The following is a 25004-nucleotide window of genomic DNA, read 5'->3' on the forward strand; positions in this document are numbered from 1 at the left end:
GTCAAAATTTGATTATAAGTTAATGCAACAAGTTGCATTAGCAAGCTTATTGCTAGCCAAAGGAGAAAATATGTCAGCTTATCCGCATTTATTGAAGCCACTTGATTTAGGCTTTACTACTTTAAAAAACCGTGTGCTTATGGGGTCTATGCATATTGGTTTAGAAGAAGCACCACAGGGATATGAACGCATGGCTGCGTTTTATGCTGAGCGTGCAAAAGGTGATGTGGGTTTAATTGTAACTGGTGGTGTTTCTCCGAATGATGATGGTGTTGTATTTAGCCATGGTACGAAGTTAGATACAGTTGAAGAAGCTGAAAAACATAAAGTGATTACCCAAGCTGTTCATGAAGCTGGCGGTAAAATTGCAATGCAGATTTTACATACTGGACGTTATTCTTATCAGCCAAATAACGTTGCTCCTTCAGCAATTCAAGCACCGATTAACCCAATTAAGCCAAAAGCTTTAAGTTCTGCCGAAGTGCAGCAGACCATTGATGACTTTGCAAACTGCGCCAAACTTGCTCAGTATGCGGGTTATGATGGTGTGGAAATCATGGGTTCTGAAGGTTATTTAATTAATGAGTTCATTGCCGCGCGTACGAATCATCGTGATGATGAATGGGGCGGTAGTTATGAAAACCGTATTCGTTTTCCTATCGAAATTGTAAAACGTACACGGGCATTAGTAGGTGAAAACTTTATCATTATTTATCGTCTATCGATGCTTGATTTAGTTGAAGGTGGTTCAAGTATTGAAGAAGTGATTCAGCTTGCAAAAGAAATTGAAAAAGCAGGTGCAACTATTATTAATACGGGGATTGGTTGGCATGAAGCTCGTATCCCAACAATTGCGACCAAAGTTCCTCGTGCTGCGTTTACGTGGGTTACTGAAAAACTTAAAGGTGAAGTCTCTATTCCTTTAGTTACTTCTAACCGAATTAATACGCCAGAAATGGCTGAGCATGTATTGGCATCTGGTCATGCTGATATGGTATCTATGGCACGCCCAATGCTTGCTGATGCTGAATTTGTCTTAAAGGCAAGTGAAGGCCGTAGTGATGAAATTAATACATGTATTGGCTGTAACCAAGCTTGTTTAGATCATATTTTCTCAATGAAAATCGCAACTTGTTTAGTGAACCCGCGTGCATGTTATGAAACTGAACTTATTTTTAAAGATGCACAAGTTCAAAAAAATATTGCTGTTATTGGTGCAGGGCCTGCGGGTTTAAGTTTTGCTGTATATGCAGCTGACCGTGGTCATCAAGTTAAAATTTTTGAGGCTAGTCATCAAATTGGTGGCCAATTTAATATTGCAAAGACTGTTCCTGGAAAAGAAGAGTTCTATGAAACCTTACGCTACTTTGCTCGCCAAATTGAGTTACGACCAAACATTGAATTAATTCTGAATCATAAAGCAACTTATGAAGAGTTGAGCCAAGCAAATTTTGATGAAATTGTAGTTGCAACTGGTGTAACGCCTCGTCAATTACAATTTGAGGGTATTGAACATCCTAAAGTACTTAGCTATTTACAAGTTTTAAAAGAACGTGTGCCAGTGGGACAACGTGTAGCCATTATTGGGGCAGGTGGTATTGGTTTTGATACGGCTGAATATCTCACTCACGAAGGTGAAAGTGGCAGTTTAAACCCAGAAAAGTTTTATGAAGAATGGGGAATTGACACTCAATATGAGCATGTAGGTGGTTTAAAGCAGCCAAAAGTTGAGACTTCTGAACGAGAAATCTATTTACTGCAACGTAAGACTGCTGTTGTCGGTGCAGGTTTAGGTAAAACTACAGGATGGATTCATCGTGCAGGCCTTAAAAATCGCCAAGTTAAAATGCTTGCAGGCGTTCAATACAACAAAGTAGATGATCAGGGCTTACATATCACTATAGATGGGCAACCGAGTGTGCTTGAAGTTGATCATGTTGTGATTTGTGCGGGTCAAGAATCTTTCACTGCAATGTATGACCAATTAAAAACAGAAGGTAAAAATGTTCATTTAATTGGTGGTGCTAAAGAGGCAGGAGAGCTAGATGCAAAGCGTGCAATACGTCAAGGTGCTGAATTAGCAGCAGTACTATAAATATTGTGGGGCATTTCTTTATACCGAAATGCCCCTAACGTTATTGGTTAAATTACAGGATAAAATAACAATGACACTTGAAACTACAAAACAGTCTTTAGAAAAATGGCATCACATGATTCAGGCAGGTAACTTGTCTGATCTAAATGATTTACTGGCAGATGACGTAGTTTTTCGTTCACCAGTTGCCTATAAACCTTATGAAGGAAAGCAGGTCGTTTTCTTTATTCTTACCAATGTCATCCAAGTGTTCGAAAACTTCACTTATCATCGTGAGTTTTATACAGAAGATGGCGAGAATGTAGTGCTTGAGTTCAGTGCTAATGTCAGTGGTAAATCATTAAAAGGTATTGATATGATTCGTTTTAATGAACAAGGCAAAATTGTTGATTTTGAAGTAATGATTCGTCCAATGAGTGGCTTAGCTGCGCTGGCTGAACAAATGGGTATAAGAATTGCCAAGTTTCAACCACAATAATTTTAATAAATAGCCTAAGTGAGATAGAGATTAATAGAATGTGGTTAAAACTTTCAACTTTAGCATTGTTACCTGTAATTTTTGTGCAGGGAACAAAGGTTCGTAAGAATACACCACGCTTGCTAGAAGCCAGTGGTGAAAGAGAAGGCATGGTTGGTAAGGGCAGACCATTGTCTCTGCTTATTTTAGGAGACTCTGCCGCAGCGGGAGTTGGCGTTGAAACACAACAAGATGCTTTATCTGGCGCAATTATTTCTGAGTTACAAAATCAATATTTGATAAATTGGAAACTTCATGCAAAAACAGGTGATACTACTAAGCAGGTTTTTCAAGCTTTACAGTATTTAGAGCCGCAAAATTATGATGTTGTTGTTACATCTATTGGCGTTAATGATGTGACAAAATTAACGTCAGAAAATTCATGGATAAAACAACAAAAGCAATTATTTGAATATATACAAGCACGTTTTCAGCCTAAACTCATTATTGTTTCAGGCGTTCCGCCCATGCAACATTTTCCAGCTTTACCCAATCCATTGGCTTGGTTGTTTGGAAAATACGCGGAGCAAATGAATCAAGTGTTATATAACTGGGTAGAAGCACAAAACCAATTTAGATTCATTCAATATGATATTGAAAGTTTTCAAGCTTTGAATCTGCCTATGGCAAGTGATGGCTTTCATCCAAGCAAAGAAATTTATGCAATTTGGGGACAGCAGGTTGCAGCATTAGTGCGGCAATCATTTAACTCATAATCAGAGGTCGTGATTGGATATGGACATATCTACTTTAAATAAAATTAAAGCTTTCGGTTCAGAATTGTTTGACTCAGTACTCGGTGCTGAACAGCCAAAAATCTATTATGACCCACAAGGGAAAATTAAAGATGTTTTGGATAAGTTGCCCCAACTTAAGCAGAAATATCGTCCTACGCCATGGTTAACTAACAATCATGTCCATCTTTTATATTTCGATATTATTAGAAAAAAAACCATCAAGCTTGAATATGACCGTATTGAGCAACTCAGTATGAAAGATGGTGGTGTAACTGCAATTGCATGGTATGGCTATAATCTTCCGAAAGATACTCCTACAGTGGTTATCATGCACACCATTACAGGGACACCTGAAAGTATGCGTGAATTGGTGAGAGATATTCATAAATATACGGGATGGAGAATAGCACTATGTTTACGCCGTGGGCATGCGGGTTTACCTATGCCTGTACCACAGATTTCTCTTTTCGGATCAACCAGTGATCTTAAAGAGCAGCTTACGCATATTCAAAGTTTGTTTCCTGAATCGGATTTGTACGCAGTCGGGTCTTCTGCTGGCACAGGATTGTTAGTTCGTTATTTGGGTGAGCAAGGCTCTGACACACCATTTAAAGCTGCTTTTGCAATGTGCCCAGGCTACAACACGGAGATTGGCTTTAAAAATGTTCACCCGTTTTATAGCAAAATGATGACCAAAAAGTTATTCAAATATTTTATTCATCCTTATCAAAGTACTTGGAATCAGGTTGCTTCTTTAGAAAAAGTTCTTGCAACGACTAGTCTCGAAGAGTTTGAAAAAGAATACTTTGAAATGGCAGGTTTTCAGGACTATCAAAGTTATTGTCAGGCAATTAATCCAATTTATGTATTTGAAAATGTCAAAATTCCATTAATGATTCTTAATGCTGAAGATGATCCAGTATGTTCTATTAAAAATTTAGAGCCGTATAAAGAAACTATTCAGCAAATGAGTAATATTGCAGTGGTAACCACTAAAAAGGGAAGTCATTGTGGTTTTTACGAAGGTTGGAAAAGTACTTCATGGGCAGCCAAATTAATATCGAATTATTTTATGGTTGATCATAAGCAGTGATTATGTTGCCGTAATTGGTTCAATAAAGCCCATTCAATAGATGGGCTTTATTGTTTTATCGGATCAGGATAAAAGTAATTTTGAATTTTTTAGTCCAATTTTGATTTTAGTACTGGCAACCAGATCTTTTTCGTCAGTTTGGTTAGGATGAAAGTCAAAGCGATAATAGTCAAAAAATTTCGGAGTTAGAACTTTATATTGTGTTGTCATAAAACCAAGAAACTTACGCCAAGATTTAAAATTAAGAAGTTGACGATCCCGTTTCATAAGAACGAATTGATAGATTGTTGAGAAGCCAGTAATTAAAAATAAACTTAAAGTAAAGACGGTGATACGTGGGAGATATGCGCTTAGCCCACTTCCATATAAGTGTTCATAAAGATCAAAGGCTACAGCTTTATGCTCAGTTTCTTCAATACTATGCCATAACCATAAGTTACGAATCGTTGAGTCTGTCATCAGTTCATTAACAGACTGCATCATGCTTACTACAAGTACAGCGGTGTAGTGTTCAAGGCCTACCGTTACAAGTAGGTTCCATTTCTTACTAAAAACTTTTTCAATACTCTTTAAAACAATACCCGTTACTTTTTCTAAAGATTCTGGATCTAAACCATGTTGTTGTGCACTCACATGAAAAGCATGATGTTCTTTAGAATGCATTGCTTCTTGACCAATAAAAGCACTAATTTCACGATCTAGAAGTTCATTCGACTTTGCTTTTGCGCGTAATGCTCGAACTGAACGAACAAAATATGATTCACCCTCGGGGAACAATGTAGATAAACCCGTAAAATAATGTGTAAAAGTGGGTTCATTATTACACCAATAGCGAGGTACATTTTCAAAATTATAGTCCATACGACGGACTGGAAATGAGGCAGGCACGCGATTTGATACGGTATTCATTTTAAGCTCCAATCTTCTTTTAATTAAAGTTCCAAAAAGGAACTTGATTAAAAATTACATCTCGGAATAGGGAGCGTCAATGTTTTTTGAAGTAAAAGAAGTAGGTTGTCCTGAATTGATATCTAGGGAAACTTTAAAGACAAATTGGAATAAAAAAGTGAAACTAATGAGTGAATTGATAATTTTAATAATATTTAAAAAGCCCAAATCAAGTGTTTAATTTGGGCATATTCATACGATAACTTAGTTTTTAAGCGCTGGCGTAGCAGCAGCAATTGCAGCGGCAACAGCATCATCTTCAGTTTGAGATGGTTCTGCTGGCTTAGCAGGTTTAGACTGAGCTTTCTCAGGCTTTGGCTCTGCTTTTGGCTCAGGTTTAGGTTCTGGCTTAGGCTTCGGCTCTGCTTTAGGTTGTTCAGAAACAGTTGTTTGTGAATTTTGCTCAGAATGGGCAGGACGAGTTTCACGGCGAATTTCAGTTGTAGTATTCGCTGTTTCTTCGTGATGAACTTCGACTTGCGTTGGTTCCTGAGTTTGAGCTTCTTCAGTTTTAACACTTTCTAAAGACTCAAATTTTGCAGGTTCAGCAGGTTTAGGTTCTGAAACAGCAGTTTCAACCTTTTCTTGCTCTTCTTCTGGTGTTTCTTTTTTGACGCATGCGGTTAACAATAGTCCAGCCGCAATAGCAGCACAGATTAAAAGTTTTTTATTTGCCATTGTCCTAAACAACATTTAATTGAGGAGCTCGCATTATAACAGCAAAAGAGAATGAAAAAATCATGTGAGATTGACCTAATTTTTTATTAAAAATGCTGATAGAATAGCCAGTTGTTTAATGATCTTTGAATTGGTGCGGTTTGACTTTGCTTTATAGGGGCAGAGTACAGTAAAATTGCCCAACATTGTAGGCCGATTTCGGCTTGATTGTACGAGAAACTTAATGACCCATTTTATTTTTGTTACTGGTGGTGTGGTTTCATCGCTAGGTAAAGGTATTTCTGCTGCTTCAGTTGCTGCACTTTTGGAAGCCCGTGGCTTAAAAGTCACAATGGTTAAAATGGATCCTTACATTAATGTCGATCCGGGGACAATGAGTCCTTTCCAACATGGTGAAGTTTTTGTCACAGAGGATGGTGCCGAAACTGATCTAGACTTGGGTTATTACGAACGTTTCTTACGTCGTGCGAAAATGACCAAACTGAATAACTTTACTAGTGGCCGTGTTTATCAAGATGTTCTAAATAAAGAACGTCGTGGTGACTACTTAGGCGGTACGGTTCAAGTTATTCCACATATTACTGACAATATTAAAGAACGCGTACTTCGCGCTGGTGAAGGTTACGACGTTGCAATCGTTGAGATTGGTGGTACGGTAGGTGATATCGAATCACTTCCATTTATGGAGTCAGTTCGTCAGTTAATGGTTGAGCTTGGTCATAAACGTACCATGCTTATGCATTTAACTTTGTTGCCATATATTAAATCGGCAGCAGAGCTTAAGACGAAACCAACTCAGCATTCTGTAAAAGAATTACTTTCAATTGGTATTCAACCAGATATCTTAATCTGCCGTACTGAATATGATGTAGATGTTGATACTAAACGCAAAATTGCATTGTTCACTAACGTGGAAGCGCGTGCCGTTGTGGTATGTAAAGATGCGAAAACGATTTATCAAATTCCACGTACTTTCTATGAACAAAACGTTGATGACTTGATCTGTGAACGTTTTGGATTTAATGATCTTCCAGAAGCAAACCTAGAAGATTGGGACAATGTAGTCGAAGCATTACTCAATCCTGAATACACTTTGCGTGTAGCTATGGTTGGTAAATATGTTGAATTACCAGATGCTTATAAATCTGTTAATGAAGCATTATTGCATGCAGGCATCAAAAACCGTGTGAAAGTACAGATTGACTATGTCAATGCTGAAGAGCTTGAAAGCCAAGACGTTTCTATTTTGCAAACAGCTGACGCAATCTTAGTCCCAGGTGGCTTTGGTGAGCGTGGTACTGAAGGCAAAATGAAAGCTATTCAATATGCACGTGAAAACAAAGTTCCATTCTTGGGTATTTGTTTAGGCATGCAATTGGCTGTAATCGAATATGCACGTCATGTTGCTGCAATGCCAGAAGCATCTTCTACAGAGTTTAACCGTTCTACCAAGTATCCATTGATTGGTTTAATTACTGAATGGTTAGATGAGCGTGGTGAGTTACAACAACGTAGCGTAGAGTCTGATTTAGGCGGAACTATGCGTTTGGGTGCACAAAAATCTGAATTGGTTGAAGGCACTAAAACACGTGAAGTTTATGGTAAAGCAGAAATTACTGAGCGTCATCGTCACCGTTATGAAATGAATAACCGTTTCATTGAGGCGATTGAACAAGCTGGTATGAAGATTTCTGGTTACTCTTCGGCTCAACATTTGGTTGAAACTGTAGAAATTCCTGAACATCCTTGGTTTATTGCTGTACAATTCCACCCGGAATTTACAAGTTCACCACGTGATGGACATCCATTATTTGCTAGTTTTATTGACGCTGCGAAAACACAGCATCAAAAAAGTAAATAATGCGATTTTAAATAAACTGGGAAAGTTTAAATGTCACAATTAAAACCACAAGAAGTTGTACGTTTAGGCGATATACAAATGGCAAATCATTTGCCATTTGTATTATTTGGCGGAATGAACGTACTTGAATCAAAAGATTTAGCTTTCGAAATTGCAGAAACTTATGTTGATATCTGCAAACGCTTAGACATTCCTTATGTATTTAAAGCGAGTTTCGATAAGGCAAATCGTTCTAGTCTGCATTCGTTCCGTGGTCCTGGACTTGAAAAAGGTATTGAATGGTTAGGCGATATTAAAAAACATTTTAATGTTCCTATCATTACCGATGTCCATGAGCCACACCAAGCTGAAGCAGTTGCAGAAGTAGCTGATATTATTCAGTTACCGGCTTTCTTAAGTCGCCAAACTGATCTTGTTGAAGCGATGGCAAAAACACAGGCTATTATTAACATTAAGAAAGCTCAGTTTTTGGCACCTCATGAAATGCGCCATATCCTGAATAAATGTTTAGAAGCAGGAAACGATAAACTAATTCTTTGTGAGCGCGGTTCAGCATTTGGCTATAACAACCTTGTTGTAGACATGCTTGGCTTTGACATCATGAAAGAAATGAATGTTCCTGTTTTCTTCGATGTAACACATGCGTTGCAAACTCCTGGTGGTCGTGCTGACTCGGCAGGTGGTCGTCGTGCTCAAATTACAACTTTAGCACGCGCTGGAATGGCAACAGGCTTGGCTGGATTGTTCTTGGAAGGTCATCCAGACCCAGAACATGCAAAATGCGATGGACCTTGTGCATTACGCATGTCGCAGCTTGAGCCATTCTTGGCACAAATAAAAGAATTGGATACTTTGGTTAAAGGATTCAAAAAGTTAGACACCCATTGAGTTTTTACTCATTTACGCTGCTTTAATCGCAGCTCATATTCATTCAACAGAGGAATTGTTCATGAGCCAAATCGTTGACATCCGTGCACGTGAAATTTTGGACTCTCGTGGTAACCCAACCATCGAAGCAGACGTAATTTTAGAATCTGGGGTTGTTGGTCGTGCATGTGCACCATCTGGTGCTTCAACTGGTTCTCGTGAAGCTTTAGAACTACGTGACGGTGATAAATCACGTTACTTAGGTAAAGGCGTTAAAACTGCGGTTAACAACGTAAACACGATTATCCGTGACGCTTTAGTGGGAAAATCAGTATTTGAACAAAAAGACATCGATAATGCGATGATCGAACTTGATGGTACTGAAAACAAAGAAAAATTGGGTGCAAATGCAACTTTGGCTGTGTCACTAGCTGTTGCGCGCGCTGCTGCTGATGAAAAGAAAATTCCTCTTTTCCAATACATCGCTGACTTACGTGGTCAAAAGATTTTGACTATGCCTGTACCAATGATGAACATCATCAATGGTGGTTCACATGCAGACAACAACGTTGATATTCAAGAGTTTATGATTGAGCCAGTAGGCTTTACTTCATTTGCTGAAGCATTACGTGCTGGTGCTGAAATCTTCCATTCACTAAAATCAGTCTTAAACAAAAAAGGTTTAAACACTGCTGTAGGTGATGAAGGTGGTTTTGCACCAAACTTGCGTTCAAATGAAGAAGCAATCACTGTTATTCTTGAAGCTATCGGTCAAACTGGTTACAAAGCTGGTTCTGATATTATGTTGGCGCTTGACTGTGCATCTTCAGAATTCTACAAAAATGGTCAATATGTTCTTGCGGGTGAAGGCAATAAAGCATTCACAAGCAACCAGTTCTCTGACTATTTAGCAGGCCTTGTAAACCAATATCCAATTATCTCAATTGAAGATGGTTTAGATGAGTCAGATTGGGAAGGTTGGTCTTACTTGACATCTATCCTTGGTGACAAAATCCAATTGGTTGGTGATGACTTGTTCGTTACAAACCCTAAGATTTTACAACGTGGTATTAATGAGAAAGTAGGTAACTCTATCTTAATCAAATACAACCAAATTGGTACGTTGACTGAAACTCTTGATGCAATTTACCTTGCTAAAGAAAATGGTTATACAACTGTAATTTCTCACCGTTCTGGCGAAACTGAAGATTCAACTATTGCTGACTTAGCAGTAGGGACAGCGGCTGGTCAAATTAAGACTGGTTCACTTTGCCGTTCTGACCGTGTTTCTAAGTACAACCAATTGCTTCGTATTGAAGAATTGACTAAAGCTGCTTACCGCGGTAAAGCTGAGTTTAAAGGTTTAAACTAATCTTTAAATAAAAAGTTAAAATTAGTTTTTTAACATTTTAAGGTGCTATTTTTAATAAAAAATAGCACCTTTTTTATTATCCTAGACGACGGGTTTTTAACGACTTAGCCCAACTATGGTGTTTGCAACGAGAACATTCTTGATCGAGTGTATTTAGAATTTTCGTTTCACCACATTTCATACATGAATAAAAAGTATTGATTTTAAGTACGTCAGCTTTGCAATAAGCATTTGGGAATAGGGGGAGTCCCCATTTTACCTCTTCATCTTCATAGTAAAGTAAACTCAAGATACCGTCAGACTCTAATAAGGCTGTTCTCACTTGGCCTAGATGTTCAACATTTTGTTGGCGCATTTCTGAGAAAAACTCATCATGTGAATATGATTGTTTCTGGAAATCTTTGTAAACCAAAAGTCCATCTTTGACTACACAGAGAGCTCTTCCTTCCAATAAGTCTTCAATTTTTTTATGTTTCACCATCGCCCAAGTTACAAGACGATAGAGAAAAAGAATAACGATAAATACGACAAAAGCATGAGAAATAGGTAAGTCCTTGGTAAACATTGGATCACCAGCAGCCGAGCCTAAACATAAAATAATTGCGAGTTCAAAAAGGGAGAGTTGGCGAACACCACGTTTACCTGATAGTCTTAAAAAACTAATAATAATGATAAACATAAGAAAGCATCGAACCAAGATTTCTAAAATAAAGGTCCAAGTCGTGTCACCTATGAAAATATTAAAAAAATCCATTTTTTCTCCTTTTTAATAGGTATATGAAGTCTTTATAAAATTCTTAGCAAATTAAAAATAGAAAAAATATACTTTTTAAGTAGTTGTTGGTTAAAAATTCGAACTTTATGTGATTTTGTATAAATTCTACTATTTAAAATATTTAATAAAATAAACATATAGTTGGAGCTTCAGTTGTATATGAAACAGCAAGAAAAATGATTGTTAAAATTATCAAATAAAATAAAAATTTTGATATGTATGGCCTAAATTTAGTTTCTCAATTTTTATAATGTTTGGTCTTAATATGTATATGATATATTTTAATATTATTGTTTTTTAAGAGAATTTCATATGATGATAAAGCAATATCATTTTAGAAAAGTTAAAAATGATACTTATATTTGGGATGTAGATAATTTAGTAGCATTAACTAGAAATTTTAAAGTAAAAGAAATTTTGCTATCAGAAATAAAAGAATTAAATGAACCCTACTGGTATCCAGATTCTTATCCCACCACTCAAGATATCATTGATCATATGATATTAATTCAAGAAGCAGATTTGTCTTATCCAATAATACTATGTTCACAGGGAAGAATAATGGATGGTATGCATAGGGTAGGGAAAGCAAAAATTTTAGGTAAGGTTAAAATATGTGCTGTACGATTTGATAAAGACCCTCAACCAGATTATATCAATGTTGAGGAGGATGAACTGAGCTACGATGATTAATTATAAATAATTGCGAATATGATTCAGTGGCAATCAGGACTGTAGGGAATAGCGTCTAAACGTTTTTGAAAAACATTTGGATTCAGTATATTTTCATACATTTGTTGATATGTTCGTTTATGATCCTCAATATGATGATAATCAACGATTTCTTGAAGTTTATCTTTATATTCTATATGTCCCGCATGAAACATCGCTGCATAATGGCCCCACAGTGCATATTGATATCGTATGGCTGCCTTTGGAATTAAATTTATTTCGTTTAAATAGCTATGAGCCGTTTTTTCATAACATTCTTTTATTTCATGAGCATCTTTTTTCATTTTTCTTAAGAAAATACATTGCATCTCTTGTAGTTGTGAACTATCTGTTTTATTTAAAATTTTTTCGGTAACTATATATGCCTCTTTAAGGCAACCTAAGTGAATAAGCACCTTGCGTTTGGTTTTTAAAATATCTAAATTATTATCATTAGAGGGAATTTTTTTTAATAAGTTCTTAAATTTTATATGGGAAGTATCTTGGGGTTGCCCAGCTTTTAGACTGTAAACAATATCATTATATTCAAATATATAAGGGTTAGCAGGTGTATATTGTTTATGTTTGCTCTCCATATTAATTATTTTTGAAGGGCTATCATCAGTAGGGTGATCACAAGCGCTTAAACCTAAGCTTACTAAAGAAAACGCTAAAATTTTGTGCACTACAGTTTATACCTTTATTCTCTTTCATGAGATTTATGAAGAATAATAAAATATAAAAGAAAATACTGTGTAGTTTTTTATTTCTCATGTTCATGAGCAGTTCAACAGTCAATTTGAATTTGAAAATTGGTTTATATATTTTTGAATCAATAATATAAAGCCTGGGGTTTCAGCATTATGCTTCAACAAGATCAACACTCAATCTGTTAGAAATCCAAATTTTGATGTCGTGGATAGCGATTCTTTAATGCAATGATGAATTGGTAATTTAAATTAAACAAATAAGAATAATTATTAACTTAAAGTTGATAACAATTATCATTCGTGTTAATTTTTGTGCCGAACTTTTACTACTGTGTAACAAGGAACAAGGTAGTGGAAGGCTAAAAATATGGTTCAGCACATTGGTTATTATGGAATTTTCTTATGTACAATCCGCCCTTTAGAAAAGCATTTAGAGTTCACCCTTTAGCAATTTCTATGGCTTTAACGGTACCTTCATTTGTTTATGCAGAACAAACTGAAACAACCACTTTAGCAACGATAAAAGTACAAGCAGAACAAGAAAATCCGGTCGTTACTGAAGGTTCAGGGAGCTATACAGCAAAAAGCACAAATACTTCTACAAAATTAAATTTATCTCTTCGTGAAACTCCTCAATCGGTCAAAGTTTTAACTCGTGAATATTTAGATGATCGAAAAATCGATTCCTTTCAAGATTTAATGAATAATATTACGGGTGTTTCAACCTCACGTACCGATGAACGTCAAAGAGTTTATGCACGTGGTTTTGAGGTGGATTATTACTTAATTGATGGAATACCTAGTACTACAAACTTAGGCACTGGAGATTTAGATTTAGATATTTATGATCGTGTCGAAGTTGTAAAGGGCGCCAATGGACTAACCACAGGTGCGGGAAACCCAGCGATGGCGCTGAACATGATTCGGAAACATGCAAATTCAAAAGAACTCACTGGTAATGTCAGCACATCTTTAGGCTCGTGGAACTCTTGGAGTAGCTCAGCAGATGTTTCCACACCACTTAATGCAGATGGATCATTGCGTGGTCGCATGTTTGTAAAACATTCTGATGAAAAATCATTTATGGATTTCTATGAGAAAGAACGCAATGTATTTTATGGTGCGGTTGATTATGACTTGAGTGATAAAACAAGCATGTCGCTTGGTACAACTTATCAAGAGTTACATCGTGATGGTATTCGTTGGGGCGGTACACCTGCTTTTTACACTGATGGGACTCGTACCAATTTTTCCAGAAGCTTAACAGTAAGTGCACCTTGGACCTATTGGGATGTAAATACAACGGCAGTATTTGCAAATTTAAAACAGAATTTATTTAATGACGTTAATTTAAATATTGCTTATACCTTCCGTAAAGAAGATACAGCTTCTATGTTGTTGTATACAGCTGGAAAAGTAGACAAGGCAACCAATACCAGTCCATTAAAAAATGAAGAGGGTAAGGATAATGTCTCAGTATATGGCGCAAAAGCTGCAAATGAAGAAAACAATATTGATGTTTTTATCAATGCTCCATTTACGCTATTTAATCGTCCACAAGAAATCATTATTGGTGGATCGTGGAATAAGAATGAAAAGACAAAAGATATTTTTGGTGGCTCTAACACAAACCAAGACATTGAAAAATATTTAGGTGGACCACTTAACTATAATGATATGGCTCAAGAGTTGCTTCAACCAGTAGTATTAAATGGTAAAAATGCACTAAATGAAACCACACAAACTGCTGCTTATGTTGCTGGAAAATTTCAGATTCTGGATCCTTTGAAAATTATTGCTGGGGCACGTTTATCTAACTGGGAGTATAAGTCTGAAAATGATAAAGGGAATCGTGAATTTAACAATGAATTAGCACCATATGTTGGCGCTATTTATGATTTTGCTCAAGATCATTCTGTGTATGCAAGTTATACAGAAATTTTTAAACCTCAAGAACGTAAAGATATAAATGATCAATATATAGATCCGATTACTGGTAAGAGTTATGAGGCTGGTTTAAAGAGTGAATGGTTTGGAGGGCGTTTAAATACAGCATTGTCAGTATTCCGAATAGAACAATCTAATTTTGCTGAATCGATACCGGGAGTGTTTATTGTCCGTAATGGTACACAAACTACAGAGCAGGCCTATCGCGCTGTAGATGGGGTTGAAAGTAAAGGTTTTGAGTTTGAAGCTGATGGTGAGATTAACGACAATTGGGGTATTAACTTTGGTATTGCTAATTTTGAAGCAAAAGATGCACAAGGCACAAAGGTTAATACGACAAACTCTCGAACAACCTCGAATCTATTTGTTAAGTACAAACTTGATCAATGGAGTGCAGGACTTGGTTTAAATTATAAGAGTAAATACTATACGGGAAGTGGAAGCTCTCGCATTGAGCAAGATGCCTATGTTTTAGCAAGTGCGATGCTTGGCTATCAAGTAGATAAAAATATCAAACTTCAATTTAATATCGATAATATTTTTGATGAAAAATATTATGAAGGTATTGGTGCTAACTCAATGAATTGGGGCACACCACGAAATGCAACGTTGAGTGTTCGTTATAATTTCTGATTTAAACTCACATAAGAAAACGATTTATAAAAGTCCTCGAAAGAGGGCTTTTATTCTTTTTAAGCTGGTTTTAAAAGAGAAGAAAATCTTGACTTCTTTTTTACAAATATGGTTGTATTGTACAACTATATGTTGAGTGTGCAGTGATGATTGACCAAAAAATTATTGATGAAATCCGTAGTTCATCTCGAATCATGGTTCGTGAATTAGGTTTTATGAGTTCAACTCTTGCTACTACTGATTATTCTCCGTCAGCTGTTCATTCTTTACTTGAGCTTGAAAATAGAGGTTCTTTAACCGCTGTACAATTAGGACAGCTTTTAGGTCTAGAGAAATCGAGTGTGAGTAGAATGTTGCTTAAACTCATTAAGGCTGGTGAGATTAAAGAGGAACAAGATAAGAATGATGCCAGACTAAAAGTGATTAAACTTACACCGAAAGGAGTGGATACTGTAAGAAAAATTAATAATTATGGAGAAATGCGAGTTATTCAAGCCATTGAAAAGTTAAACTCTTCTGAACAACTTATTATTGCTCAAGGTTTGACAGCCTATGCTGAATCTTTAGTAGACTGTCGAGGTAATAAAGATCTTATAGATAACAATACTATTGAAATTGTGAGTGGCTACCGCGCAGGTATGATTGGCAGAATCGCAGAAATGCATGGTACTTATTATTATGAAAATTATAATTTTGGACCTTTTTTTGAAGGAAAAGTGGCTACCAATTTAGCTGAGTTCTCTAACCGTCTTTATAAAGACTCTAATAATATTTGGTTGGCAATAAAAAATAATAAGATTGTGGGTTCTGTTGCGATTGATGGTGAAGATTTAGGAAATAACGAGGCTCATCTTCGGTGGTTTATTTTAAGTGACGATTGTCGAGGACAGGGAATCGGCAAAAAGCTATTAAAAGAAGCAATAAACTTTTGTGATCAAAAGCAATTCTCTGCTGTTCAATTATGGACGTTTAGTGGCCTTAGCGCCGCAAGAAAACTTTATGAAACTTTTGGTTTTAAGCTGACGAATGAATGGGAAGGAGACCAATGGGGCAACACCATGTTAGAGCAACAATTTACACGGGTAAATAATGGAAATTAACCATAAGCTTTTCTCGACATAAATTTCTTATACTTAGAATGATTTTTTGTGGGTAGATTGATTTATAAACAGTTGTACTTATAAATATTATTTCCCTTTCAAATTCTATTCATTTTTGACAAAATGAAACATGTCACAATGGTCAATTAAAGTAATATGCCCATTAATAATTTTGCTTAAATTTTTGCAGGAATTGCGCATGCTACTTGTTAATTACTATACAATACAATCTCTTAACGAAAGTTTTTAATTAAAAATCTTAATGATATGTTAGAAGTATTTCGATCCACTTCAAGCAAACTGATATTGCTACTTGTTATTGTTTTAGTAGCTATTCTGCAATATCAATTTTGGTTAGGTGAGGGTGGCTATATCCCTCATCAAGCTCTTATGCAACAAATTCAGCAACAAGCTGAGGTAAATGAAGAGCTTAAAGAACGAAACCGTATTTTGGCAGCAGAGGTTTTTGACCTGAAAAATGGTACAGAAGCAATAGAAGAACATGCTCGCCTTGATCTTGGTTTGGTTAAACCTCACGAGACATTTGTTCAAATGAGTACGATCAGTACCCATTACAAACCTATTTATATTGACCCGAACGCTAAAGTTGATTTGGAAACGAATGAGACACCTGCATCCCCAGATATCCCGGACTAAATTGTGGGCAGTAATTCCAGCTGCAGGATCAGGAAGTCGTTTTTCTAAAACTGAATTGAAGCAGTATCAATATATTCAGGATAGGACTGTTTTAGAACATACGATTGGCCGTATAAGCCAACTTCCATTAAATGGTTATGTTTTGGCAATTGGTGGACAAGATACCTTTGCTCAGACTCTAGCATTTCAAAATATAGATAAGGCGCATTTTTGCATTGGTGGAGCTGAGCGAGTTCATTCAGTTTTAAATGCGTTAAATCATCTTTTAAATTTTGCTGATGAAAATGATTGGGTCCTTGTGCATGATGCGGCTCGCCCTTGTGTAACCCTTGATTGTTTAAATGCACTTGTTGCAAATGCAATTGAATCAAATGAGAGCGCTATTTTAGCAATTCCTGTTCGTGATACTTTAAAGCAGGTTAAGTCAGGCAATCAAATTGATAAAACAGTTAGCCGAGATTTATTATGGCAAGCTCAAACTCCTCAAATTACTAAAATCGGTAAACTAAAAAAAGCAATTGAACACGCTTTAGAAAATAACGTCACTATTACCGATGAGGCAAGTGCACTCGAGTATATGGGTGAAACTGTACAGGTTGTAATGGGGCGTTCGGATAATATAAAAATTACCTATCCCGATGATTTAGAACTTGCACGTTTGATTCTGCAATCTCAGTCATAATTCTATTATTTTTAACTTGCTTAGATGATTTGCCCATCTAAGTAAGTTTTCTACATATCTATTTATAACCACTCATATTCTTTTACATTGATAAGTTTTATGATTTATCAAAATCGTACAACTATACTAGATAATGTTCGATCATCGAACAAAAAATATTTATACCGAACAAAACCATGGTTTGATAACTAGATCAAATTACAAAAATTATCAAGAATGTTTAAAAGGAAATCTAAGGGAAACACTCGGGATTGAGTGAAATATCTATCTGTTCATTCTGCCTCTGTGTGCCTAAATCTCTTATCTATTCCTTCCTGAATGAGCACAATGGAGTTGTCTAATGATTGACAAAAGTAAGTCCTCTCTAAGCGAGGTACTATCGCAGATTAAAGATGGCGCGACCATTCTGATTGGTGGTTTTGGTACCGCAGGACAACCCGCTGAACTCATTGATGGACTGATTGAACTCGGTGTTAAAGATTTAACGATTGTTAGTAATAACGCCGGTAATGGCGATTATGGTCTGGCTAAACTGCTTAAGGCTGGTTCAGTTAAAAAAGTGATCTGTTCTTTCCCACGTCAGTCAGACTCTTATGTTTTTGATGAATTGTACCGTGCCGGAAAAGTCGAGCTTGAAGTAGTTCCGCAAGGTAATCTGGCTTGCCGTATTCAGGCAGCAGGTATGGGACTTGGTGCTGTGTTTACCCCAACAGGTTTTGGAACACTTTTAGCTGAAGGCAAAGAAACCCGTGAAATTGATGGTAAAGATTACGTACTCGAATATCCGATCAAGGCGGACTTTGCCTTGATTAAAGCTTACAAAGGCGACCGCTGGGGCAATCTGGTTTACCGTAAATCTGCACGTAACTTTGGTCCGATTATGGCCATGGCTGCTGATGTCACCATTGTTCAGGTGTCTGAAGTGGTTGAGCTAGGTGGATTAGATCCAGAGCACATCATCACCCCAGGTATCTTTGTACAGCACGTTGTACAAGTACAGCCCGCACAGTAAGCAATAAGGAGAAATAACATGAGCTACCAGAAACTCAGCCGTGACCAGATTGCAAAACGTGTGGCACAAGATATTCCAGATGGCGCCTATGTAAACTTAGGCATTGGTTTACCAACCAAGATTGCAAGCTACCTACCTAACGATAAAGATATTTTTCTTCATTCTGAAAATGGCCTGTTGGCTTTTGGCCCACCACCAGCGGCAGGTGAAGAAGACCCTGAACTGATTAATGCAGGTAAAGAGTTTGTGACCATGCTTGAAGGCGGCAGCTTTTTCCACCATGGCGACTCATTTGCGATGATGCGTGGTGGACACCTTGATATTGCCGTGCTTGGCGCATTTCAGGTTGCAGCGAATGGTGATTTGGCGAACTGGCACACGGGTGCACCTGATGCGATTCCTGCGGTGGGTGGTGCGATGGATTTAGCTGTAGGTGCTAAAAAAGTATTTATCACCACAGACCATGTGACCAAGCAAGGTGAGCCGAAGATTGTGGCTGAGCTGAGCTATCCGGTTACGGGTAAACACTGTGTTGATCGTATTTACACTGACCTGTGTGTGATTGACGTGACTAAAGATGGTTTAAAGGTGATTGAGAAAGTGGAAGGTCTTAGCTTTGATGAGTTACAGGCTTTGACTGGTGCAACTTTGATTGATGCGACTCAAGGGTAAGGAAGTAGGGAAATGACATTAAAAAACGCTTATATCATCGATGCCATCCGTACTCCATTCGGCCGTTATGCTGGTGGCCTTGCTCCCGTTCGTGCCGATGACCTTGGCGCTGTACCGATTAAAGCACTCATGCAGCGTAACCCAAATGTAGATTGGGAACAGGTCGATGATGTGATCTATGGCTGTGCCAACCAAGCCGGTGAAGATAACCGTAATGTCGGTCGTATGTCAGCACTGCTTGCAGGTTTGCCGTATCAGGTTCCAGCAACCACCATTAACCGTTTGTGCGGTTCTTCACTCGATGCGATTGCTATTGCTGCCCGCGCCATTAAAGCAGGTGAAGCAAACTTGGTGATTGCAGGTGGTGTAGAAAGCATGAGCCGTGCACCTTATGTGATGGGTAAGTCTGACAGTGCTTTTGGCCGTAGCCAGAAGATTGAAGACACCACCATGGGATGGCGTTTCATTAACCCTAAACTTAAAGAATTGTATGGTGTAGACACCATGCCCCAGACTGCCGAAAACGTCGCTGAACAGTTTAACGTGAATCGTGCAGATCAGGACCAGTTTGCCTTGGTGAGCCAACAACGCACCGCAAGCGCGCAAGCCAAAGGCTTTTTTTCTAAAGAAATCGTGGCAGTTGAGATCCCTCAGCGTAAGGGTGATGCTGTTGTGATTGATACCGATGAACATCCACGTGCATCAACCACCCTTGAAGCTTTAAGCAAACTTAAACCTGTTGTCAAAGCAGATGGTTCTGTGACTGCGGGGAATGCTTCAGGTATTAACGATGGTGCAGCAGCATTGCTGATTGCTTCTGATGAGGCAGTTCAAGCTTACAATTTAAAACCACGTGCCAGAATCATTGCTTCAACAGCGGTGGGTGTAGAACCACGCATTATGGGTTTTGCTCCGGCACCAGCCATTAAGAAACTACTTAAACAAGCCAACCTGACTTTAGATCAGATGGATGTGATTGAGCTCAATGAAGCCTTTGCTGCACAAGCTTTGGCCGTGACCCGTGATTTAGGTTTGCCAGATGGTTCTGACAAGGTGAATCCAAATGGTGGTGCAATTGCTTTGGGTCATCCACTTGGTGCATCAGGTGCACGCCTAGTGACAACAGCATTAAACCAGCTTGAGCAAACAGGTGGTCGTTATGCCTTATGTTCAATGTGTATTGGTGTAGGCCAAGGCATCGCATTGATTATTGAGAGAGTCTAATCATGAGCCACTTATATGCCAGTTTGTTTTATCAAAAAGACGTCACTGACATCTTTAGTGACTCATCTTTAATCACATATATGATTCAGGTTGAAGTTGCGTTAGCTCAAGCACAGGCAAAAGTTGGCGTGATTCCTCAAAATGCGGCTAATACCATTGCCCAAGTAGCTGAGCAGGCAATAGAAAAGTTTGATTTTTCCGCTTTGGCTGTCGCAACAGGTTTAGCTGGAAATATCGCAATTCCATTTGTAAAGCAGCTTACGGCAATTGTTAAAGATGTTGATGAAGATGCTTCACGTTATGTGCATTGGGGCGCAACGAGTCAGGATATTTTAGACACAGCTTGTATTTTGCAATGCCGTGATGCGTTAAACATTGTGGAAGAACAACTTCAACATTGCTACACCACTGCATTACACCAAGCTAAGCAATATCGCTATCAAGTCATGATTGGGCGTACATGGTTGCAGCAAGCTTTACCAATTACTTTAGGGCATAAGCTTGCTCGCTGGGCTTCTGCATTTAAACGTGATTTAGATCGTATTCAAGCAATGAAATCACGTGTACTCACTGCTCAGTTAGGCGGTGCTGTAGGTTCATTAGCTTCTTTGCAAGATCAAGGTTCACTTGTGGTCAGTGCATTTGCTCAGCAGCTGAATCTGACTGTACCGACAAGCACATGGCATGGTGAGCGCGACCGTATTGTAGAAATCGCAAGTGTGCTTGGCATGATTGTTGGGAATACGGGCAAGATGGCACGTGATTGGTCACTCATGATGCAAACTGAAATTGCCGAATTGTTTGAACCAACTGCAAAGGGCCGTGGTGGTTCATCAACCATGCCTCATAAGCGGAATCCAGTTGCAGCAGCTTCAGTACTTGCAGCAGCAAATCGTGTACCAGCACTTATGTCTAGCATCTATCAAAGCATGGTGCAGGAACATGAGCGTAGCTTAGGCGCATGGCATGCAGAATGGTTAGCAATCCCTGAAATTTTTCAGCTTTGTGCTGGAGCATTAACTCGTACTGGTGAAGTTTTACAAGGTTTCGAAGTTAGTGCTGAGCATATGCAGCAGAACCTTGACTGTACCAACGGGCTGATTATGGCAGAAGCTGTGATGATGGCGCTTGCTCCAAAAATTGGACGTTTAACTGCTCATCATGTTGTTGAAGCAGCTTGTAAAACAGCCGTGGCTCAAAAGCAGCATTTATCTAAGGTTGTTAGTCAGTTAGATGAAGTAAAAGAACATTTTAGTCAAACAGAAATTTTGGAAATATTTAAAGCAGAAAACTATTTGGGCAACATTCAAGCTCAAATTGATGCTGTTCTGCAAGAAGCACAAGGAGGAGACATAAAGTGAAACAGCTTATAACCAATCGACAAGGTAAACAGCTCGCTGTATATACCGATGGATTAAAAGATGCTCCAGCACTTGTGTTATCTAACTCGTTAGGAACAGATCATGGAATGTGGCAGCCGCAAGTAGATGAGCTTAAAAGTCATTTTAATGTCATTACATACGACACACGTGGTCATGGCGAAAGTGATGTGATCGCTGAAACATCTTTACAAAATTTAGGTGAAGATGTTGCTGATATTTTAGATGCCTTAGATATTAAAAAAGCTCATTTTTGTGGCATTTCAATGGGCGGAATTACAGGGCTTTGGTTAGCTATCCATTACCCAGAGCGCTTTCTAAGCATTACTGTCGCAAATTCGGCGGCAAAAATTGGACAGGCTGAGGCGTGGTTGAGTCGCGCAGAATCAGTAGAACAAAATGGACTGGCTGAATTGGTTAAAACTACGCATACACGTTGGTTTAGTGAAAAATTCGACTATCAACATAATGTGGTTGCTCAAACGACGATTCAAAGTCTGGCAAACACACCAGCACAAGGTTATGCCAATGCGTGTCGTGCTTTAGCACATGCTGATTTAAGAGATGAAATTGCACAAATCCAGATCCCGGTATTGCTGGTTGCAGGGACATATGATCCGGTAACTACAGTAGCAGATGCTGAGTTTATGCAGAATGCTATTAAGAACAGTCAAATTGCTAAATTGGAAGCATCTCATCTTTCTAATATCGAGCAACCGCAAAGATTTACTCAGGAATTGACTAGGTTTATTCAGCAAATCTAATAGCTTAGTAGTTTAAAAGGAATTGGCCTTAAGGAGGCAAACATGGCGTCTCAGGATTACGCTGCACCAAATAAAAGTATCGATGCTCAAGCATTAATTAATGATGCTCCACTCAGTAAGTATCAATGGATGATTGCAATCATCTGTTTCTTAATTATTTTTACTGATGGTATCGATACTGCTGCAATGGGTTTTATCGCTCCAGCTTTGGCTCAAGACTGGGGTGTTGATCGCTCTCAGTTAGGCCCAGTGATGAGTGCTGCACTTGGTGGAATGATTATTGGAGCTTTGGTTTCTGGCCCAACAGCTGACCGTTTTGGTCGAAAAATCGTTTTAGCTTTTTCGATGCTTGTGTTTGGTGGTTTTACTTTAGCATCTGCTTATGCAACCAACTTAGATAGCCTTGTCGTTTTACGCTTTTTGACAGGTATTGGTTTGGGTGCAGCGATGCCAAATGCCACCACATTATTCTCTGAATACTGTCCAACACGCATTCGTTCACTGCTGGTGACATGTATGTTCTGTGGCTACAACCTAGGTATGGCAACAGGTGGCTTTATTAGTAGCTGGCTCATCCCGACCTACGGTTGGCACAGTCTATTTTTACTTGGCGGCTGGTCACCTTTGATCTTAATGGTTTTAGTGATTTTTGTCTTACCTGAGTCTTACCGCTTTTTAATTGTTAAAGGTAAGAACCCTGAAAAAGTACGCAAGATTTTAAATCATATCGCGCCAACTCAAGTTCAAAATGCGACTGCATTCCACGTACCTGAAGAGAAAACTGAAACAGCTCAAAAGAAAAATGTCTTTGGAATTATGTTTTCTAAACCATATGCAAAAGGAACACTTTTACTTTGGTTGACCTATTTCATGGGCTTAGTGGTTGTTTACTTGCTTACAAGCTGGTTACCAACACTGATGCGTGAAACAGGTGCTTCAATGGAGCGTGCTGCATTTATTGGTGGATTGTTCCAGTTTGGTGGTGTGGTAAGTGCATTATTCATCGGTTGGGCGATGGATAAATTTAACCCGAACCGAGTTATTGCCATTTTCTACTTTGCTGCGGGTCTATTTGCGATTGCTGTTGGTCAAAGCTTAGGAAATTCAACATTACTTGCTGTACTCGTTCTTTGTGCCGGTATCGCGATTAATGGTGCGCAATCTTCAATGCCAGCGTTAAGTGCTCGTTTCTATCCAACGCAGTGCCGTGCAACAGGTGTGTCTTGGATGACGGGTATTGGTCGTTTCGGTGCGGTATTTGGTGCTTGGATTGGTGCCGTACTACTTGGTAATGATTGGTCGTTTACTGCCATTCTCAGTTTATTACTAATTCCAGCGACTGCTGCGGCTGTTGCTGTATTTGTTAAATCACTTGTTGCGCATACCGATGCAACTTAATAGAGGTCTATGACAATGAATGATGAACAACGCTATAAACAAGGCATTGAGGTGCGGACTGAAGTTTTGGGTGAAAAGCATGTTGGTCGGTCTTTGCAAAACTTAAATGACTTTAACCAAGATTTTCAAAACTTTATTAGCCGTTACGCATGGGGTGAGGTGTGGTCTCGTCCGGGCCTACCGCGTCATACACGTAGTTTAGTGACGATCGCAATTTTATTGGCGCTTGGCCGCGAAGATGAACTACGCATGCATTTACGTGCTTGCTTCAACAATGGCGTAACCAAAGAAGATTTAAAAGAGTTGATCTTACATAGCTCACTCTATGCAGGTTTACCTGCTGCAAATGCTGCAATGCATATGGCCGAAGAAGTCTTTAAAGAGTTGGGAATAGAAGTCAACTCAGTTGCAGCAAAAGAACAGGATTAAGGAGATAAAGATGTCACAACATAGCTGGGGTGCTTACGCCCAACGTAATACAGAAGATCATCCACCTGCATATGCGGAAGGTTATAAGACAAGTGTTTTACGTTCGCCAAAAAATGCATTGATTTCTATTAATGAGACTTTAACTGAAGTTACTGCGCCGCATTTTTCTTCAAATTTGTTTGGCCCAAAAGATAACGATTTGATTTTGAACTATGCCAAAGATGGTTTACCAATTGGTGAGCGTGTCATTGTTCATGGTTATGTCCGTGACCAGTTTGGTCGTCCTGTTAAAAATGCACTTTTAGAAGTATGGCAAGCCAATGCTTCTGGCCGTTATCGCCATCCAAACGATAAGTTTATTGGTGCAATGGACCCTAACTTCGGTGGTTGTGGTCGTACATTAACTGACGAAAATGGTTTTTATATTTTCCGTACGATTAAACCAGGTCCATATCCGTGGCGTAACCGTATTAATGAATGGCGTCCAGCTCATATTCACTTCTCTTTAATTGCTGATGGTTGGGCTCAGCGCCTAATTTCGCAGTTTTATTTTGAAGGCGATACGCTCATTGACACTTGCCCGATTTTAAAAACGATTCCTTCTGAAGATCAACGTCGTGCATTGATTGCACTAGAAGATAAAAACAACTTTATCGAAGCTGATAGCCGTTGTTACCGTTTTGACATCACTTTACGTGGTCGTCGAGCGACTTACTTCGAAAATGATTTGACTTAATCAGGAG

General features: G+C 38.4%; 24 protein-coding genes. 20 read left to right on the forward strand and 4 right to left on the reverse strand.

What is annotated here, in order from left to right; genetic code table 11:
* The first annotated feature begins 70 nt into the window (after positions 1-70).
* From AOLE_RS08420 to AOLE_RS08435, 4 genes are all read left to right on the forward strand, one after another.
* Entirely contained in the window at positions 71-2095 is a 2025-nt protein-coding gene (locus tag AOLE_RS08420; RefSeq protein ID WP_013197652.1) for an NADPH-dependent 2,4-dienoyl-CoA reductase, read from the forward strand.
* Between the two features lie 70 nt (positions 2096-2165).
* Positions 2166-2573: a nuclear transport factor 2 family protein gene (locus AOLE_RS08425; protein ID WP_013197653.1), complete on the forward strand. Its 408-nt coding sequence runs from the start codon at positions 2166-2168 to the stop codon at positions 2571-2573.
* Positions 2574-2611: 38 nt separating this feature from the next.
* A complete protein-coding gene (locus AOLE_RS08430; RefSeq protein WP_013197654.1) occupies positions 2612-3328 on the forward strand; it encodes an SGNH/GDSL hydrolase family protein in 717 nt (238 codons plus the stop codon).
* Between the two features lie 19 nt (positions 3329-3347).
* Positions 3348-4442 carry a YheT family hydrolase gene (locus AOLE_RS08435; protein ID WP_013197655.1) on the forward strand — a complete coding sequence of 365 codons (1095 nt, stop codon included), beginning with the start codon at positions 3348-3350 and terminating at the stop codon, positions 4440-4442.
* Between the two features lie 63 nt (positions 4443-4505).
* Here the strand turns inward: AOLE_RS08435 and AOLE_RS08440 are convergent, their stop codons facing one another.
* Together AOLE_RS08440 and AOLE_RS08445 are read right to left on the reverse strand one after the other, a co-directional pair.
* A complete protein-coding gene (locus AOLE_RS08440; protein ID WP_013197656.1) occupies positions 4506-5351 on the reverse strand; it encodes a metal-dependent hydrolase in 846 nt (281 codons plus the stop codon).
* A gap of 243 nt (positions 5352-5594) precedes the next feature.
* A complete protein-coding gene (locus tag AOLE_RS08445; protein ID WP_013197658.1) occupies positions 5595-6068 on the reverse strand; it encodes a hypothetical protein in 474 nt (157 codons plus the stop codon).
* A gap of 223 nt (positions 6069-6291) precedes the next feature.
* Here AOLE_RS08445 and AOLE_RS08450 point away from each other — a divergent pair, with 223 nt between their 5' ends.
* The 3 genes from AOLE_RS08450 to eno all read left to right on the forward strand — a co-directional run bounded on the left by AOLE_RS08450 (position 6292) and on the right by eno (position 10168).
* Positions 6292-7929 carry a CTP synthase gene (locus tag AOLE_RS08450; RefSeq protein ID WP_004792002.1) on the forward strand — a complete coding sequence of 546 codons (1638 nt, stop codon included), beginning with the start codon at positions 6292-6294 and terminating at the stop codon, positions 7927-7929.
* Positions 7930-7959: 30 nt separating this feature from the next.
* Positions 7960-8817 (forward strand): 3-deoxy-8-phosphooctulonate synthase, encoded by an 858-nt coding sequence (gene kdsA / locus AOLE_RS08455; protein WP_003652054.1) that lies wholly within the window; start codon positions 7960-7962, stop codon positions 8815-8817.
* Between the two features lie 61 nt (positions 8818-8878).
* A complete protein-coding gene (gene eno / locus AOLE_RS08460; protein WP_013197659.1) occupies positions 8879-10168 on the forward strand; it encodes a phosphopyruvate hydratase in 1290 nt (429 codons plus the stop codon).
* A gap of 76 nt (positions 10169-10244) precedes the next feature.
* Here eno and AOLE_RS08465 read toward each other — a convergent pair whose 3' ends face one another.
* Positions 10245-10922: a DUF421 domain-containing protein gene (locus AOLE_RS08465; RefSeq protein WP_013197660.1), complete on the reverse strand. Its 678-nt coding sequence runs from the start codon at positions 10920-10922 to the stop codon at positions 10245-10247.
* Positions 10923-11258: 336 nt separating this feature from the next.
* On the opposite strand from AOLE_RS08465, the gene AOLE_RS08470 reads away from it, so the two are divergent.
* Positions 11259-11636, forward strand: coding sequence for a hypothetical protein (locus AOLE_RS08470; protein WP_013197661.1), 378 nt, complete (start codon positions 11259-11261; stop codon positions 11634-11636).
* Positions 11637-11659: 23 nt separating this feature from the next.
* On the opposite strand, the gene AOLE_RS08475 is transcribed toward AOLE_RS08470, so the two are convergent.
* Complete coding sequence (locus tag AOLE_RS08475) at positions 11660-12340, reverse strand: hypothetical protein (RefSeq protein WP_013197662.1); 681 nt, start codon at positions 12338-12340, stop codon at positions 11660-11662.
* Positions 12341-12766: 426 nt separating this feature from the next.
* On the opposite strand from AOLE_RS08475, the gene AOLE_RS08480 reads away from it, so the two are divergent.
* The 12 genes from AOLE_RS08480 to pcaH all read left to right on the forward strand — a co-directional run bounded on the left by AOLE_RS08480 (position 12767) and on the right by pcaH (position 24997).
* Positions 12767-14944 carry a TonB-dependent siderophore receptor gene (locus tag AOLE_RS08480; protein ID WP_013197663.1) on the forward strand — a complete coding sequence of 726 codons (2178 nt, stop codon included), beginning with the start codon at positions 12767-12769 and terminating at the stop codon, positions 14942-14944.
* Between the two features lie 146 nt (positions 14945-15090).
* Positions 15091-16044 (forward strand): bifunctional helix-turn-helix transcriptional regulator/GNAT family N-acetyltransferase, encoded by a 954-nt coding sequence (locus tag AOLE_RS08485; protein WP_013197664.1) that lies wholly within the window; start codon positions 15091-15093, stop codon positions 16042-16044.
* Between the two features lie 267 nt (positions 16045-16311).
* The gene (ftsB, locus tag AOLE_RS08490; protein WP_004643028.1) at positions 16312-16701 is read left to right on the forward strand and encodes a cell division protein FtsB; all 390 of its coding nucleotides are present in this window, start codon (positions 16312-16314) and stop codon (positions 16699-16701) included.
* Positions 16667-17383, forward strand: a complete 717-nt coding sequence (gene ispD / locus AOLE_RS08495) for a 2-C-methyl-D-erythritol 4-phosphate cytidylyltransferase (protein WP_013197666.1) — start codon at positions 16667-16669, stop codon at positions 17381-17383. The genes ftsB and ispD overlap by 35 nt, the downstream gene beginning before the upstream one ends.
* Positions 17384-17723: 340 nt before the next feature.
* Entirely contained in the window at positions 17724-18395 is a 672-nt protein-coding gene (locus AOLE_RS08500) for a 3-oxoacid CoA-transferase subunit A (RefSeq protein WP_013197667.1), read from the forward strand.
* Between the two features lie 18 nt (positions 18396-18413).
* On the forward strand, positions 18414-19067 hold the full coding sequence (locus AOLE_RS08505; protein ID WP_004792017.1) for a 3-oxoacid CoA-transferase subunit B: 654 nt from the start codon (positions 18414-18416) through the stop codon (positions 19065-19067).
* Between the two features lie 12 nt (positions 19068-19079).
* Complete coding sequence (pcaF, locus tag AOLE_RS08510) at positions 19080-20291, forward strand: 3-oxoadipyl-CoA thiolase (RefSeq protein ID WP_013197668.1); 1212 nt, start codon at positions 19080-19082, stop codon at positions 20289-20291.
* Positions 20292-20293: 2 nt separating this feature from the next.
* On the forward strand, positions 20294-21652 hold the full coding sequence (pcaB, locus tag AOLE_RS08515) for a 3-carboxy-cis,cis-muconate cycloisomerase (RefSeq protein WP_013197669.1): 1359 nt from the start codon (positions 20294-20296) through the stop codon (positions 21650-21652).
* Positions 21649-22434 (forward strand): 3-oxoadipate enol-lactonase, encoded by a 786-nt coding sequence (gene pcaD / locus AOLE_RS08520; protein WP_013197670.1) that lies wholly within the window; start codon positions 21649-21651, stop codon positions 22432-22434. Before pcaB ends, pcaD begins: the two co-directional genes overlap by 4 nt.
* Before the next feature lie 42 nt (positions 22435-22476).
* Positions 22477-23832 carry an MFS transporter gene (locus tag AOLE_RS08525; protein WP_004792024.1) on the forward strand — a complete coding sequence of 452 codons (1356 nt, stop codon included), beginning with the start codon at positions 22477-22479 and terminating at the stop codon, positions 23830-23832.
* 15 nt (positions 23833-23847) lie between these two features.
* Positions 23848-24261, forward strand: a complete 414-nt coding sequence (gene pcaC / locus AOLE_RS08530) for a 4-carboxymuconolactone decarboxylase (protein ID WP_005306044.1) — start codon at positions 23848-23850, stop codon at positions 24259-24261.
* 10 nt (positions 24262-24271) lie between these two features.
* Positions 24272-24997: a protocatechuate 3,4-dioxygenase subunit beta gene (gene pcaH, locus AOLE_RS08535; protein ID WP_004792028.1), complete on the forward strand. Its 726-nt coding sequence runs from the start codon at positions 24272-24274 to the stop codon at positions 24995-24997.
* Positions 24998-25004 lie beyond the last annotated feature (7 nt).

Origin of the sequence: Acinetobacter oleivorans DR1 (assembly GCF_000196795.1) — a bacterium.
Taxonomy (GTDB): Bacteria; Pseudomonadota; Gammaproteobacteria; order Pseudomonadales; family Moraxellaceae; genus Acinetobacter; species Acinetobacter oleivorans.

What these genes read in the sequence shown, in the direction of transcription:
- ftsB (WP_004643028.1), top strand. Translation starts at nt 16,312, where the DNA reads ATGTTAGAAGTATTTCGATCCACTTCAAGCAAACTGATATTGCTACTT.
- eno (WP_013197659.1), top strand. Translation starts at nt 8,879, where the DNA reads ATGAGCCAAATCGTTGACATCCGTGCACGTGAAATTTTGGACTCTCGT.
- AOLE_RS08485 (WP_013197664.1), top strand. Translation starts at nt 15,091, where the DNA reads ATGATTGACCAAAAAATTATTGATGAAATCCGTAGTTCATCTCGAATC.
- AOLE_RS08425 (WP_013197653.1), top strand. Translation starts at nt 2,166, where the DNA reads ATGACACTTGAAACTACAAAACAGTCTTTAGAAAAATGGCATCACATG.
- AOLE_RS08450 (WP_004792002.1), top strand. Translation starts at nt 6,292, where the DNA reads ATGACCCATTTTATTTTTGTTACTGGTGGTGTGGTTTCATCGCTAGGT.
- AOLE_RS08500 (WP_013197667.1), top strand. Translation starts at nt 17,724, where the DNA reads ATGATTGACAAAAGTAAGTCCTCTCTAAGCGAGGTACTATCGCAGATT.
- pcaC (WP_005306044.1), top strand. Translation starts at nt 23,848, where the DNA reads ATGAATGATGAACAACGCTATAAACAAGGCATTGAGGTGCGGACTGAA.
- AOLE_RS08445 (WP_013197658.1), bottom strand. Translation starts at nt 6,068, where the DNA reads ATGGCAAATAAAAAACTTTTAATCTGTGCTGCTATTGCGGCTGGACTA.
- AOLE_RS08525 (WP_004792024.1), top strand. Translation starts at nt 22,477, where the DNA reads ATGGCGTCTCAGGATTACGCTGCACCAAATAAAAGTATCGATGCTCAA.
- pcaB (WP_013197669.1), top strand. Translation starts at nt 20,294, where the DNA reads ATGAGCCACTTATATGCCAGTTTGTTTTATCAAAAAGACGTCACTGAC.
- AOLE_RS08435 (WP_013197655.1), top strand. Translation starts at nt 3,348, where the DNA reads ATGGACATATCTACTTTAAATAAAATTAAAGCTTTCGGTTCAGAATTG.
- pcaF (WP_013197668.1), top strand. Translation starts at nt 19,080, where the DNA reads ATGACATTAAAAAACGCTTATATCATCGATGCCATCCGTACTCCATTC.
- AOLE_RS08505 (WP_004792017.1), top strand. Translation starts at nt 18,414, where the DNA reads ATGAGCTACCAGAAACTCAGCCGTGACCAGATTGCAAAACGTGTGGCA.
- AOLE_RS08440 (WP_013197656.1), bottom strand. Translation starts at nt 5,351, where the DNA reads ATGAATACCGTATCAAATCGCGTGCCTGCCTCATTTCCAGTCCGTCGT.
- AOLE_RS08480 (WP_013197663.1), top strand. Translation starts at nt 12,767, where the DNA reads ATGTACAATCCGCCCTTTAGAAAAGCATTTAGAGTTCACCCTTTAGCA.
- kdsA (WP_003652054.1), top strand. Translation starts at nt 7,960, where the DNA reads ATGTCACAATTAAAACCACAAGAAGTTGTACGTTTAGGCGATATACAA.
- pcaH (WP_004792028.1), top strand. Translation starts at nt 24,272, where the DNA reads ATGTCACAACATAGCTGGGGTGCTTACGCCCAACGTAATACAGAAGAT.
- AOLE_RS08470 (WP_013197661.1), top strand. Translation starts at nt 11,259, where the DNA reads ATGATAAAGCAATATCATTTTAGAAAAGTTAAAAATGATACTTATATT.
- AOLE_RS08465 (WP_013197660.1), bottom strand. Translation starts at nt 10,922, where the DNA reads ATGGATTTTTTTAATATTTTCATAGGTGACACGACTTGGACCTTTATT.
- AOLE_RS08420 (WP_013197652.1), top strand. Translation starts at nt 71, where the DNA reads ATGTCAGCTTATCCGCATTTATTGAAGCCACTTGATTTAGGCTTTACT.
- ispD (WP_013197666.1), top strand. Translation starts at nt 16,667, where the DNA reads ATGAGACACCTGCATCCCCAGATATCCCGGACTAAATTGTGGGCAGTA.
- AOLE_RS08430 (WP_013197654.1), top strand. Translation starts at nt 2,612, where the DNA reads ATGTGGTTAAAACTTTCAACTTTAGCATTGTTACCTGTAATTTTTGTG.